The following is a 13,904-nucleotide window of genomic DNA, read 5'->3' on the forward strand; positions in this document are numbered from 1 at the left end:
TATGGGTTTGACCATGTGGTCTCGGGGACGTTGAGGCGGCACCGCGAGACGGTTGTGGGCATGGGCTTTGAAGCCGACGAAGATGCCCGGTTGAACGAGTTGGATTATTTTGGGCTGACAGAGGATCTGATGAACCTGACGGGCACGCCGGCGCCGTCCGGTGAAGCTGGTGTAGAGTTACTTGGGTATTCACTATTTGATGAATACAAAGTTATGGGATTAGCTCCATACGGAGATAAGGAAAGATTTCGACCTCAGTTTCAATCCATATATAAATTGCTTCCTAATGGGGATTATCATCTTGAACCTCTTTCTCGTATGATTGATGTATTCATAAAAGAAGGATTACTTCCGAGACGTAAAGGAGAAAAATTCACTCAAGATCATAAAGACTTTGCTGCAGGCTTACAAGATACATTGGAAGCGATCGCTAAACACATCCTAACCTATTGGCAAAAAGAAACTGGGCATAAAAAACTGTGTATGGCAGGGGGAGTAGCCCACAACTGTTCTCTTAATGGCAAACTTCTCTACTCTGGCCTTTTTGACGAAATCTTTGTTCATCCTGCTTCTCACGATGCTGGAGCAGCAATTGGAGCAGCAATGATACTGCATCAGGAGTATTCTAACAACCAATTCAAGCTCTCACCAATCGATCATGTTTTTTGGGGACCTGATGTTGGCAGTAACGATTCTGTGCAATCTACTCTAGAACAATGGAGTAAGTTTCTGGATTTTCGTTTGATGGAAAATCCATCTGTTGAAGTCGCGAAACTTATAGCTGAAGGTGCAGTAATAGGATGGGTACAGGGAAAAAGCGAGTTTGGTCCTAGGGCTTTGGGTAATAGAAGTATTTTAGCTGACCCTAGGGTAGCCGAAAATAAAACACGCATTAATGCAATGGTTAAGAAGAGGGAAAGTTACCGACCTTTTGCTCCTTCTGCGATCGTTGAAGCCGCAGATGAATTCTTTGAACTGTCGCAACAACCATCTTCTTTTGGATATATGGTCTTCACGGTTAAGGTCAAGGAAGATAAAAGAAATCTCTTAGGTGCTATTACTCACATAGATGGCACGTCTCGTATTCAAACTGTTTCAAAAAACATTAACCAAAAGTATTGGAATTTAATTAATCAGTTTGGCAAACTGACCCAGGTTCCTATCCTACTTAATACTTCTTTTAATAACAATGTAGAACCAATTGTTAACTCTTGCTTTGATGCGATTACTTGTTTTATGACCACTAATTTAGATTATTTAGTGATCAATGATTTTCTGGTCAGTAAGTCTAATTTATCCTGGGAAGATTACTTTGTTAATCTGATACCGTGCTTAGTTCCTTCAGCAGGTTTGAGAGAAGTTAATCAGTTTAAATCTCAAGAAGAAAAATTGTCCTATCGTGAAATTTATTTCAATTATGCTGGAGGAAAGTCACTGTTAATTATGCCAGAAACTTACCAAGTTTTACTTAATCTTAAGAAAGAGAATACTATCAGTAAGATTGCTAATGATTCAAATATTGATCCGGAAAACTTTGAAGATATAACTAAGGATTTTATTAAACTGTGGGAAAACCGATTTATTACTTTGCAGCCAGATTTTAATTGCGTTAAAATCTAATTTTATTAAAATCAGGACTTACGTACATAAGTCCTGATACTGATAAGTTTACAAGATTTATGAAATCACCTCCAAGTAAGTTGCAATTAATTCCAACGATTTTTAGAACAGAACTTATATCTGAGGCTAAAGCCAGCTTCAGATTGGCTATCCCATCAGTTGCCTCCCAACTTACTGGAATTGGTGTCAGCACTGTTGATGCGCTGGTTATGGGTCTACTGGGAAATCAAAACCTTGCAGCAGGTGCGTTAGGGGGAAACATTTTTTCCTTTTTAGTAGTTACTTCTATTGCTACCCTTTCATCTGTAGGTGTTCTAACTGCTCAGGCGTTTGGAGCTGGTCAAACGGATAATATTGGTAACTCTACCCGTCAGGGGATTTTGCTGGTTGCTGCACTATCTTTTCCAGCAATGGTTCTTATATGGAACTCTGACCTCATCTTGCTAATATTAGGTCAAGAAGACGGTACTATTTTATTAGTCAAAAGTTATTTACAGGCAATTGTGTGGGGCTTTCCAGCAGCCCTGGGTTTTGCTGTCTTAACAGATTTTGCTTGCGCCGTGAATCGCCCTCAAGCAATTACTGTTATTTCGGTGATTGGATTACTGTTTAATACATTTGCTAATTATTTGCTTGCCTTTGGTAAGTTTGGTTTTCCGGCTCTGGGTATAGCAGGAATTGGTTGGGCAAGCACTTTAAGTTTTTGGTTTAATTTTGCTATTGCTATTTGCTGGCTAACATTTCATCCTAACTTTAGAGAGTATAAGTTGTTTCAGAATTTATTTTGCCTTGATCAAGTTTTGCTTGTGGAGATCCTTGTGGTAGGATGGCCAACTGGAATACAGTTGGCAGCTGATATGGGAATGTATACAGTTGTAGCTCTACTGATGGGGTATTTGGGGACAGAAAGCCTTGCAGCTCATAGAATAGCTATGGAGGTGGCAATGTGGGCTATTATGATCTCCTCTGGAATTAGCTATGCCACAACTATGCGGGTTGGACAACGAGTTGGACAAAATGCACATTCAAGTGCAAGAAGAGCAACATCTTTTGACATCTTTCTGGTGACAACCTTGATGAGCATCATTGCCGTGGTTTGCTGGTGGTTTGCCGAACCGATTGCAACTATTTTCTTGAACCCAGACAGCTCAAATAATGTTGAAATTATTCAATTGACTATTTCCTTTATTAATATGGGAGCGTTGTACGCAATTGTTTTTGGAGTTGAATTTATTGCCCTGGGAGCCTTACTAGGATTGAAAGATACACGGGTGCCAATGTTGATCAATATTGGTGCTTGCTGGGGCGTAGGTTTAGGTGGAGGTTACCTGTTGGCATTTACTCTAGGGTGGGGTGGCATAGGTTTATGGTGCAGTCTGGTTCTGGGGATAGGTGTTGCAGCGTTACTACTAACTTGGCGTTTTTATCATCTGATTGGTGTGATGAATGATGACCAATCAGCAAGTCTTTCAGAAATCATTACTCCAGAGACCTCTCAAGCAACGACTGCCAGTGGAGGATAGTAGATGACACATTTTGGCCTTGTCTGCGTACCAATGCCCAGCCACCTCAACACGATGCTCTCACTCGGGCGAGAACTAAGACAACGTGGGCATCATGTCACCTTATCCGGTCTAGTTGACACTCAACCATTAGCAGTGGAAGCGGGTGTAGATTTTTGTGCTTTCGGTGAGTCTACCTTTCCTTCAGGTGCCATAGCTGAATGTGTGGCTCAACAGGGCATCTTATCTGGAATTGCTGTTTGGAAACAGTTAAATCTGTGGGCTGAGAAATGGGTAGCTGCCTTTTGCGAAGATATGCCTGATCGTTTCAGACAGTTGGGAGTCGAAGCACTGTTGGTGGATGCAGGGGCATTAGAAGGAGGCACTGTAGCAGAGTTGTTAGGTCTTCCTTTTGCAACTATAAATAACAGTGTATTGATCAACGAGGAGCCGAATATTCCTCATTCTTGTACACCCTGGCACTATAATCCTACTTTGTGGTCAAGGTGGCGGAACCAGTTGGGCTATGCCTTTTTCAACTTCTTAGATCGTGCCTATTTCCAAACCTTGTTTAGGTATCGCCGTAAGTGGAATTTACCCATTTACTCTGGTTACAACAAATACCTTTCCCCACTAGCTCAGCTTAGTCAGATGCCTGTTGAGTTTGAATTCCCTCGTGCTGCTTTACCTCCATGGTGCCATTTCACCGGACTTTACAATAGATCAACACTGCGAGAACCAATTAGTTTCCCCTATGAACAGTTAACTGGACAACCCTTGATTTATGCTTCTATGGGAACCTTGCTCAATGGTCAGATGGGGATTTTTCACCAGATTGCTTCTGCCTGCGAGGCATTGGATGTCCAGCTTGTTATTTCATTGGGGCAAAAAACTAATTCTCAACCTCACCTAGATTTGCCGGGTTCTTCCATCGTTGTTGGATACGCGCCCCAACTGGAACTACTGAAAAAAGCTAGTCTCGTAATCACCCACGGAGGCTTGAATACAACATTGGAATCACTGTACAACGGTGTTCCATTAGTAGCAATTCCGATTTCCTATGATCAGCCAGGAGTAGCAGCACGTCTGGTTTGGACGGGAGCAGGTGAGGCTGTGTGTTTGAGTCGTTTGAGTGTTCCCAGACTAAGAACTGCAATCAAACGAGTGCTAAGTGAGGTTTCTTACAAAAACAATGCTAACCGATTGCAGAAAGCTCTACATCGGTTAGGAGGGGTTGCTCAAGCTGCTGATATTGTTGAACAAATGGCAGCCACGAGAGAGCCTATTTTAGCAGGCTTTCACCAAAACTCCTCAAAATATCATCACTAACGATATTACGGCTTCTATAGCAGAACTTCCGTTCCGCCAAAAAGGGGCTTGCGTTAAAATAATATACCAATCAAGGAGGAGCAATAGTCACATCCCATTTGGGCAAAGTTTCAGAGCATTGCCAGAACTGCTGAAAAGGTTTCAACTCAGAAGATTTGACAATTATTCCTCTTCTGTCACTCTCAGAATTTAAGAGGTAATAAAAAATTCGATAGTTTATCAATAAAATTAAAACGGTTTAACTTGACTTATAGTATAAATTAAATCATGAAAGGCGAGTAAAAAATCATAATTATGCCTAACATATAACCACGGAATAATCAACCATAATAAACAGGGTAAACGCATCTAACTTAACTAAGTTTTTAAAAATCTATTGATTTTTAACTAGTAACAATCAATAGATTTAACCTCACTAAACATTTTCTAGCGCCTCCTCAGTTATTTGACGAAATTTTAACTCGTAAATTTAGGCGATGGTTCAGCTGATTTTTACAGTTTAACGAAAAGTCGAGAATTATTTACTAGCAGATGTTAAAATCTTTACTAAATAGTTATTGTCCATAGCAGCACGAAGCGCGTTTCATTCTTAAACTTCCTTTAAAAGTCGTTTTTTGTTTCATTATATTTAAATAAAGCTAAACGACGCAGTAAAGCAAAGTTTTCAGGAGAATTATCTTTACGAATACGACTACTATCTTCAGAAAATGTGACATCTAATGTCCAATGTAAGCTGTTTTCAATCCCCCAATGACTGCGAATAGCTTTAGGTGCGGGTCGCACCTAAAGATTTCTATATTTACCAATACTTCAGATTGACAAACTGTGGTTTCCCATTCTCACTAGTTGGTTAACTCAAAATTTTCCTCTAAACCAAGTTTTATATTTAGTTATTGATTGACCGTAGGTCACGCTACGCGAACGCACCAGTTGGGCAGGGATAAATTTAATCATGGTTAGCATCGTTTATGATCACAGAGCTATCCCTGTATATTGGCAATTATTACCTAAATTAGGCTCAAGTAACCTGACGGAACAAATCCAAATCTTCGAGAAAGTTCTACCCTGTCTTGATGCAGCGCGGTCATGGGGGGAACCCCCAAGACCGCGCTGCATCGCTTATTTAAAAACTCTAAACCCATAGTATTGGGAGATAGATAATTTTGTTCTATTCGATTAGCTCACTGGCTAAGAGAGAAGTCTATACAGTTTTGCTTGAGATTAAAAAAGACGGAATTTTTGGAAGTATAAAATGGTATTTGGATAGACTTAAATGCTTTGGTAAGAAAACCAGGCTTATCTTTGTTATTTCAAGGTTTAAAAGTAACGAATACTCACCAAATTTCGGGTTTTAATATAGCTTGTAAATGGAAACGTAAGTTACACGGTTGGTCTCCAGAAGAGGGATGGTTTATCTTAAGCAACTTAGATAACCTTAACGAAGCTATCCGAACTTACAAAAAGCGTTTTAAAATAGCGGTGCGATCCCGGTCGGGAAACCCGACCTAGGGAACGCGCACCAAGAGAAGAAGAAATGTTTATAGATTTTAAAAGTGGGGGCTATAATGAACGAAAAAACCAAAGTTTCTGGTTCTCGTTTAATGTCTTTGATTTTACTTGTAGCTATCTCTTATAGTTTAGCAACTTTCCAAGGGCAAAAAATTAAACATAAAGGTGTACAGAAATATGTTGGTCTAGTTAAAGAGCCTAGACGTATAGAAAGGAGACATAGCGGTGCGACCCAAGGGCGCGAGCAATCCCTCGCGCCCTTGGAGGCGCGCACCGTCCAGCTTTTACATCGGTTTATATGGGCTTGCTTTGGGTGAGTTTTATGGAGTCGTGTTGCGATTTGGTTAAGGAGTTAATGAGCTTAAATCGCAATAAACTGGAGTATTATTTACGAGGGCTCATAGCTAGATCGCTTATTCTGGCTACATTCTAGCTTTCATGTCACCCCGTCAGGTGCTTTTGATGAGGTTTTACTATCTTTACTAATTATTTCTTTGAGTCGTGCTACCTCCCCTTGAAGCGCCTTGATGATTTCTACCAATTGTTCCAAAGACAATTGGTGAAGTTCCTCATCACTTGGCTTTGGCGGCGCTTTCTTCACGAGTGATACTCATGCTGTCCCATCAACGTTACCTATGTCAACTACCCCCGAAACCTAAATCCTTACGTACGATTTATTTTTGTCCGACTACTTAGCACAAAAAAATAAAATTTAAATCAGAAATTTTTCGGATAATAATTGTTATTTTAAAAGACCATAAAGCTCCCATAAAAATTGCCATTTTTAAAAAAAATGATTAACTTGTAAATGAAGATTGAATTTCACATCAATGAAAACCAAATATCTGATTTGCGTAGCTACTGTTTCTGTATTAAGCAGTATTGTGGCAACTACTACTGCAGCATTGAGTGCCACGATCGTTCAATCCGCATCAGTGCCACTGATGCCGACAAATATCACTGACGAGCCTCTGACACCTGTTATCAACCCCTTCGACACTAGTCTCGGTACCCTTGATGCCGTGACCATAGAATTTAACGGGCTAATGTCAGGAGACGCACGAAGCGAAAGCCTAGACGCAAAGCCAGCAACTCTGACTTGGAATCTGGAAGGCTTATTCACATTGGTCGGAGCAAATAATACAACCCTGTTCACACAGACAGCAACAGTACGAGATTCAGCCGTTGTCGCTGCCTATGATGGCACATTAGATTTTCAGGGTGAGTCTGCCGTTTCATTTATCGGACTAACCGCTAATGTATCCGGTGAGAAGACGTTCACAAATGGTTCCGTGTTTAATGCATTCGGTGGCACTGAACCCGTAGACTTTTTCTTCTCTGCGGAAACCATATCAATTGTTACCGGAACTGCTAATATACTCAATGCGATCGCAACAAAAGCCCAAGGGGATGTTCAGGTTACTTACGACTACACACCATCAGAGCCAGAGTCAGTACCAGAACCCGCGACTCCCCTTGGCTTAGGTTTAGTCGCAGGACTAAAACTGTTGTGGCAACGAAAGGAATATCGTTAATTGGTAAGCATTCAGCGGTCAGCGGTCAGCGGTCAGCGATCAGCTTATTTCATTCAAAGGTGCGCTTTCCGTATTAAGAATTAAATTCGCCACGGGTCGCACCTAAAAGCACCGATTGCGCTACGCGCACGCTGCGCGAACAGTAGCGTGCCCATAGCCGATAAGCACCTCAAGTAACTTGGCCACAAGCCCATGGCTGATAGCTGATAGCTGATAGCTGAATGCTTACGTTAATTGTTAATTGTTGATTTTTGATTCTTAAGAGCCAATTTTCAATTGCTCTAAGTGATATCTTTGAAAGCCACTTATTCTAAGGCTGTTTCGGTGTCCTTAGGGGTGACCAAAAATACATCAATATAACTTTTATACCCGATTTCATTCTTGAATACTTGATGGTTTTGGATTTGAAATCTTTTCTTGAGATCATTCTGTAATTGCTCAGTGCTATTTTGGTTTCCGTAATTCTTATGTACCAGCCACAGCCGTGATGGAAATGGTGACAAACTTTGTTCCCACTCCTCTAAATCTAAAACCTGAATAGGTGCTGAACCCTGATAGTAATGACTTAATGCAAGACGCGGGCGACTATGATTGATGTGTAAAGCAATGACATCGTCCGGTTGCTCATTAATAGTAATCATTTGTGACACACTGCGCCAATCGTGACGGTACACCTTGGTATAGTAATGCTCCAACCCACCACCAACTGCCACGAAATACATTAGAGCGATCGCAATCCCTAATTTGCGTGCTCGATGCCAAATTTGGCTAAACCCTATTGCCAGCAAAATCAGCAGGTATGGAGCAATGAATAGCAGATAGCGTGGTAGCCAAACCGGACTAAAGATCCAAGACATTATAAACAGCACAGCTGTCGGTAAAAATCCCCAAGCAGCAAGCCAAAAAATGCGGGGTTTAAGCTGCCTATTAAATAGAGAAAAGCCCAGCAAACCAGCCAACATTATGGTATATAACTTGTAGAAATGTTGACTTACAGAGGACTGTAAAGACTTCAAGGGCCAATAGGCTGTAAATATCGTTAGTCGGGACAACACATTAACTAGGGTTGGTTTCGGGTTGTTAGCTGTCCAACCGTCAAAGAATGCAGATGAAGCAGTAGCGACCTGGAAAATCCATGGTAAGGACACAATACCAACAACTAGGAGTACTGCACCAACCCCTAACAAAACACGGTATCGCTTACGAAATTTCCACACCAGTAATAGACAATCTGGCAGTAGCAGCAAACAATTGAGTGGTGTAGTCAAAGTCGCTAAAAGCCGTGCAATCAGCCAGCAACTGATTGACACAGTGGTCATACGTTCCAGCCCATGAGTCAGAGCCAGTGTCCCTACTAGACCAAGGAAAGTACTTAAGCTGTACATCCGCACTTCTTGGGCATGGTTGATGAACACAGGCGATAGGGTTACTAGGAGAGCTGCAATCAGTCCAACTCGCTGTCCCACTAAACGACGACCAAGGCAATAGGTCAAGAAAACACTACCTAATCCAAACGGAATCGACAATCCCCGCAACCAAACATCACTCTCACCGAAAAACATCCAAAGCCGTAGAAGTATGAAATAGAGTGGACGTGTCAGACGAAGCTTCTCTGGTATCGCTTTAGCGTCATGAATACTATAGAGTTCATCGATCCAAAGGCTCTCTGTACCAAGTTGATAAAAATACAACGTAACAGCTAATAGCAGAATCAAGGTAATGGGAATCCACTCCTGTCGCCAATTTGCTCTAGCTAGTGGTGGAGAAAAAGATTGTGTTTTGGATTTCATATTCAGATCAATTTGTCATTTGTTATTTGTCTTGATATTCAGAAGTATTTGAATTTAAAAAAATTTCGATGGCATAATCATATATTTCAATATCAGGCTGACATATCCTTTTGATTTTTTCTAAGATTTTTTCAGTGATGACAGAAGATTGGTGCTTTTTTGATTTAGGATTACGATTTAAACTCCTAATCCTTAATTTTCTGCCAAAGCGCTCTTCAAACTGTTTCAAAAATTTTTCTGGGTACTCTAGGAATCCGATCAGAGCAAATTTATGCAAATTTTCTTTAGCTTGATTAACAGCTTGCTCTGGGCTGTAGTCTCCTATTTCATGGTTACCTCCTAAAAACGTTACATATTTATGTCCTTGTGCTTGACCAAATTCTGAGTCTAAATACTCTTCGATTTCCATATCTATTTTACAATGTTCATGGCTTTTATAACGATTATAGAAATATTCGGAAATCCATCGTTTTACTGGATCTCGTAAAATAGTAATAAAGGCATATTTTTCTTTAAAATTGCGATGAGCTACTGAACTAAATACCAAGTGACCAGTAATGTAATTAACATTTTCCCGACACATAAAATATACAAGTAAATTCTCTCGAAGCTTTAACACAACCGGGTCATATACCCTACTCGATGATAAGTCTCGATCAATCAGTTTCTGAGCAGCCTTCAAAGATGCAGCGGCATCCAGATGACATAAATTACGGTCTCTGATATCCCAAGTAGCATAACAAGATTTAAGGGCTTTGCTAATTGACGATCCTCCACATTTAGGAATATGAATAAAAACAATATTTTCCTTCAAGGTTCCCTGAAACAAATTGCTAGTTCTGGCACTAACTTCCAGAAAGATACTATTGAACAATTCATTCATTTTTTGTCTCCTATGTCATGAGATTATTTATCAATTTTGTGAGGTATAAAGTTCTAGGTTTTAGGGAGCAGGGAGCAGGGAGCAGGAAGCAGGGAAGTGGGAAAAACTTTTTTGTACCTCATAAGTATGGTAAATGCTATATAATACTGAATAAACGCGGACTTGATATTAATCAGACGATGCTGACCTTTTACCAAAGACGTATCGAATGATCCAAAGGGCAAAAATTGGCATCGCTACTAATTGGGTGATCAGGACAGATACAGCTACCCAAAAAATTCCTCCTTGCATGACTAGGAGTAAGGAAGTAGTAAACAGAACAGTGAAAATCACGTTCCAGCCTAGATCAATGTGAGCTTTATCCAGCGCTTGAAGTAGCCGAGATGTGGAACGAGACAAGGCAATTGGCAAGGCTGAAAAGCAAATCAAGATTAAGACAGGAATTGCGGTTACCCATTTTTCCCCAAACACAATTGGCACATAAAATGGAGCCAAACTAGTTTGTAAAATAACAAGTGGTAATACAATTGCTCCAATCATCTTGAAACTACCAAAGTATCGCTTTTTGAGCTCCTTTAAGTCCTCACGAACTTGACAAAAATGAGGATACCAGGCGGAACCTAAGGCATTAAGAACACTCTGGCTAATCCCTAATCCAGCGTTGAAAGCAAAAAAGTAAAGTCCCAATACTTCCATACCGAGAAATCGACCAACTAGTAAATAATCGATGTTGAGTCTTAGCTTATTTAACAACTCAACTCCCAGCAGTTTGCTGCCAAAACTGGTAATGTTTTTCCATTGCTTCAAACTGACAGATTTAGGGGGTCGCCAAGGATGATTGGAATAGGTAATTACAATCCATACTGGATAGGATAAAACCATCGACCATACTACAGCCCAAACCCCCATATCCAACAGCGCTAAACCAACGATAATGATATTGCTGACTATTGCCTGTGCCGCATAACACCAAGCCCTAACGTTTAGTCGGTTTTCTCGTTCAATCAAGGCAGACTGAACCATGAAAATTGGAAACATTAAGTAAATTAGGGAAAGAGTACAGATGGGTAAAATCAGTTGGTTGTTGTCATAAAACCAAGCAATCGGATAGGAAGCAATACACTGAATAATAGCTAGGGAAAGACATAAAATCCAATTCAGCCAGTAGGCGGTATTACAGATAATCTCTAACTCTTGCTCATCAGCCTGAATTAGCTTAGCTCCAATCCCCGCTCTAAGGCTGAGAGTATTAGCAAATTGAAAAGTAGTAGCAATGACTGATACCATTCCATAATCATAGGGAGTGAAGACACGAGCTAGAGTAACCGTTGTCGCTAAACGGAAGATGCGCTGCACTAGTTCAGCACTTCCTAGCCAGCTAATGTTACGAATGAATTGGTCAGATGATAGCTGCTTGAGCTTTTTGATTAGCATTAGGATACAGGTACATTAGCAAAGGGAGGAGCTAAAGGCGCTCTAGGTCTACCGCCTCCACCTACGCGGTTTAGACTATTGTTAGTAACAATATCTAAAGATTGAAAGAGTTGCATAAAATCTTTGTAAAAGGGATTATTATGGTGAGCTTTAGCAAATAACCCATAACCATAAGCTGATTTAAACTCTTGTTTAACCCCTTTTTCCACAGCTAAAGCATAAGCATCTCTACCTGTTCCATCAACTACATAACCGCCATAATCTTGTAAAGCATGAAAAAGTTTTTTACCGGCTGGTGTAGTTATACCAAGACTTTCTTCTGTTACGTTAGGAGGAATTGCTAACAGAGATCCCATTACCAGTTGAGAATCCTTACCTTTATATTTAGATGGAGCTTTACGATCTGCTCTATCCGCAGGCCAGCGGTATCCAGGTGTAGGGCTTTGGGGATTGTAATTGAGGTATTTTCCCCAAAGTTCTATTTTTAAAACATGGCGAATTGGCTCGCTACCGGTCAACTCTCCCTTGCGTATCGTTCCACCTATAGAGGACAATCCAGAACCAAGATGACCTCCAGCAATACCTTGACTGTATAAATCTAAGTCTTTTTTTGGCCAGTGATAGCCATATACAGGACCACCTTTAACACAGCGAGCCATAGGTTCTAGTTGGATTATGGTGTGACCATCAGGCTGAAGCAAAGCAGCAGCATTATTGGGAGTGGAATACTTAGTGGGAGTGTTAATCGCATCCGGAACAATTAAATCATCAGGAATAGGAATAGATAAATTTTCATAGGTTGTCTTACCGCTACATCGCTTTGTCCAACTGCCAGGATTATACAAGGGTTGCAGTGGACTACCTGCGGGGATAATAAATAACAGATCAACATCTACAGAAGAACGGGCTGATCGAGGTAGATTAGCCGGTTTATACTTAGCATGACTACCAATCGGCATGTTCCAGATTGAGTCCTGAGAAAAGGGCCAGAGCCAGGGGTCACGAGTGGTAGGAGTGCTGCTATTAGCATAAATTAAATTGTTGGCTCGTAGATAATTAGCCAAACCAATGCTTAGAGCTATTGTTACCAGCAGCAGTACTCCTACTAAATACCGTCTGAATTTCCTAGATTTTAAGCACATATAAGGGTTATAAAAATGCTGTTTGATCTAAAGTAGATTAGCCTGGGTATTTTCTAAAACAAAAGTGTTATTTTACAAGCCAAACCTTGTGGATCTCAAGACTTTTGATAAATGACAAATGACAAATGACAAATGACTATAAATCAAGGAAAAAAGCGAACTTGATATCATGAAACATTTGATAGTCGCTGACGCACAGTGTAAGCCAGCTCTAGCACTTTGCCATAGCCCTCAGGTCCGAACCACTGCATCAGTGCGATCGCTATACTCAGACGGATGTACTCTCGGGAGAAGCGTAGCTGAGGATAATGCATGAGAGCTTGACGACGAAAATGATTAGCCATTTTGTAATCTTGATCACTACTTTGAAGACATTTCCAAGCTAGGCAGAGGTTAATATTGCCATAGCTTCGATTTCTTAAATATAAGCTTTCAAAGGGAGCAGATTGAAAAGCTTTTTCAATGATTGTACGGAAGTCTTCTAGCCTTTTTACATAGTTTTTGGACTTATTATTTTGATGATGGCGATAGCTAACTAAGGGTTCTTGTACCACAGCAAAAGGATAACGTGAAGCGATCCGAAGCCACATGTCCCAATCTTCAGCCGCGCGAAGAGTTTGATCAAATACCCCTAGGCTCTCAAAGCAGTGGCGACGAACCATTGCTACACTGCCACATTCAACTATATTGTGTTCAACAAGCTTCTCCCAAACATTACCCTCGGCGTGATGTTCAAACACTCTACCTGTGGGTTTACCGGTTTCATTGATATAGGCAACCCAGGTATATACCAAACCGACGTCTGGATTTTCTTCCAGAACAGACACTTGTTTTTCTAGCTTAGTGGGCTCCCAAAGATCATCAGCATCGATGAATGCGATATAATCCCCCCTAGCATTAGCAATTCCCTGGTTTCGTGCTGCAGAAGCCAAGCCTTGATTGGCTTGGGAAATGAGTTTAACTCGTGGGTCAGCTATCTGAGAAATCCATTGCTCAGTATTATCTGTACTGCCATCATTAACGACTATTACTTCAAAATCCCCATAGGTTTGATTGAGAACACTATCGATAGTTTTGGGAAGATAAGTCATGGCATTGTAGGTGGGAATAACTACAGAAACCTTTGGCATATCTATAATCTCCTAAGTTGTTTAGTTAAA

The 13,904-nt window shown here is 40.7% G+C and carries 11 protein-coding genes and 1 pseudogene; 5 read left to right on the forward strand and 7 right to left on the reverse strand.

The genetic code is table 11. The features are described 5' to 3' along the window. The 3 genes from F6J99_RS10275 to F6J99_RS10285 form a co-directional block, all read left to right on the forward strand. The coding region (locus F6J99_RS10275; protein WP_293112844.1) for a carbamoyltransferase C-terminal domain-containing protein at positions 1-1,620 on the forward strand (1,620 nt) is incomplete at its 5' end. A gap of 59 nt (positions 1,621-1,679) precedes the next feature. Beyond that, positions 1,680-3,143 carry an MATE family efflux transporter gene (locus F6J99_RS10280; RefSeq protein WP_293112845.1) on the forward strand — a complete coding sequence of 488 codons (1,464 nt, stop codon included), beginning with the start codon at positions 1,680-1,682 and terminating at the stop codon, positions 3,141-3,143. Positions 3,144-3,146: 3 nt separating this feature from the next. Continuing rightward, on the forward strand, positions 3,147-4,451 hold the full coding sequence (locus F6J99_RS10285) for a glycosyltransferase (RefSeq protein WP_293112846.1): 1,305 nt from the start codon (positions 3,147-3,149) through the stop codon (positions 4,449-4,451). A 517-nt stretch (positions 4,452-4,968) separates the two neighbouring features. Here F6J99_RS10285 and F6J99_RS10290 read toward each other — a convergent pair. Then, a pseudogene (locus tag F6J99_RS10290) lies at positions 4,969-5,219 on the reverse strand (ISAs1 family transposase); the annotation flags it as partial. Positions 5,220-5,403: 184 nt separating this feature from the next. Here F6J99_RS10290 and F6J99_RS10295 point away from each other — a divergent pair. After that, the gene (locus tag F6J99_RS10295; RefSeq protein ID WP_293112847.1) at positions 5,404-5,595 is read left to right on the forward strand and encodes a hypothetical protein; all 192 of its coding nucleotides are present in this window, start codon (positions 5,404-5,406) and stop codon (positions 5,593-5,595) included. A gap of 801 nt (positions 5,596-6,396) precedes the next feature. Here the strand turns inward: F6J99_RS10295 and F6J99_RS10300 are convergent. After that, positions 6,397-6,561, reverse strand: a complete 165-nt coding sequence (locus tag F6J99_RS10300) for a DUF1192 family protein (RefSeq protein WP_293112848.1) — start codon at positions 6,559-6,561, stop codon at positions 6,397-6,399. Positions 6,562-6,790: 229 nt separating this feature from the next. Here F6J99_RS10300 and F6J99_RS10305 point away from each other — a divergent pair, with 229 nt between their 5' ends. Beyond that, positions 6,791-7,495 (forward strand): choice-of-anchor E domain-containing protein, encoded by a 705-nt coding sequence (locus F6J99_RS10305; RefSeq protein ID WP_293112849.1) that lies wholly within the window; start codon positions 6,791-6,793, stop codon positions 7,493-7,495. A 305-nt stretch (positions 7,496-7,800) separates the two neighbouring features. On the opposite strand, the gene F6J99_RS10310 is transcribed toward F6J99_RS10305, so the two are convergent. The 5 genes from F6J99_RS10310 to F6J99_RS10330 all read right to left on the reverse strand — a co-directional run bounded on the left by F6J99_RS10310 (position 7,801) and on the right by F6J99_RS10330 (position 13,874). After that, the gene (locus F6J99_RS10310; protein ID WP_293112850.1) at positions 7,801-9,285 is read right to left on the reverse strand and encodes a glycosyltransferase family 39 protein; all 1,485 of its coding nucleotides are present in this window, start codon (positions 9,283-9,285) and stop codon (positions 7,801-7,803) included. A 22-nt stretch (positions 9,286-9,307) separates the two neighbouring features. Next, entirely contained in the window at positions 9,308-10,168 is an 861-nt protein-coding gene (locus tag F6J99_RS10315) for a sulfotransferase family 2 domain-containing protein (protein WP_293112851.1), read from the reverse strand. 168 nt (positions 10,169-10,336) lie between these two features. Next, a complete protein-coding gene (locus tag F6J99_RS10320) occupies positions 10,337-11,602 on the reverse strand; it encodes a lipopolysaccharide biosynthesis protein (RefSeq protein ID WP_293112852.1) in 1,266 nt (421 codons plus the stop codon). Further along, a complete protein-coding gene (locus F6J99_RS10325) occupies positions 11,602-12,744 on the reverse strand; it encodes a hypothetical protein (protein ID WP_293112853.1) in 1,143 nt (380 codons plus the stop codon). Before F6J99_RS10325 ends, F6J99_RS10320 begins: the two co-directional genes overlap by 1 nt. A gap of 167 nt (positions 12,745-12,911) precedes the next feature. Further along, positions 12,912-13,874, reverse strand: a complete 963-nt coding sequence (locus F6J99_RS10330; protein ID WP_293112854.1) for a glycosyltransferase family A protein — start codon at positions 13,872-13,874, stop codon at positions 12,912-12,914. Positions 13,875-13,904: the final 30 nt, after the last annotated feature.

The organism is Moorena sp. SIO4G3, from assembly GCF_010692305.1.
GTDB lineage: Bacteria > Cyanobacteriota > Cyanobacteriia > Cyanobacteriales > Coleofasciculaceae > Moorena > Moorena producens_A.

Bases quoted from the DNA above. Each gene is read 5' to 3' on its own strand.
- F6J99_RS10280 (WP_293112845.1), top strand. From the start codon at position 1,680: ATGAAATCACCTCCAAGTAAGTTGCAATTAATTCCAACGATTTTTAGA.
- F6J99_RS10285 (WP_293112846.1), top strand. From the start codon at position 3,147: ATGACACATTTTGGCCTTGTCTGCGTACCAATGCCCAGCCACCTCAAC.
- F6J99_RS10295 (WP_293112847.1), top strand. From the start codon at position 5,404: ATGGTTAGCATCGTTTATGATCACAGAGCTATCCCTGTATATTGGCAA.
- F6J99_RS10305 (WP_293112849.1), top strand. From the start codon at position 6,791: ATGAAAACCAAATATCTGATTTGCGTAGCTACTGTTTCTGTATTAAGC.
- F6J99_RS10310 (WP_293112850.1), bottom strand. From the start codon at position 9,285: ATGAAATCCAAAACACAATCTTTTTCTCCACCACTAGCTAGAGCAAAT.
- F6J99_RS10315 (WP_293112851.1), bottom strand. From the start codon at position 10,168: ATGAATGAATTGTTCAATAGTATCTTTCTGGAAGTTAGTGCCAGAACT.
- F6J99_RS10320 (WP_293112852.1), bottom strand. From the start codon at position 11,602: ATGCTAATCAAAAAGCTCAAGCAGCTATCATCTGACCAATTCATTCGT.
- F6J99_RS10325 (WP_293112853.1), bottom strand. From the start codon at position 12,744: ATGTGCTTAAAATCTAGGAAATTCAGACGGTATTTAGTAGGAGTACTG.
- F6J99_RS10330 (WP_293112854.1), bottom strand. From the start codon at position 13,874: ATGCCAAAGGTTTCTGTAGTTATTCCCACCTACAATGCCATGACTTAT.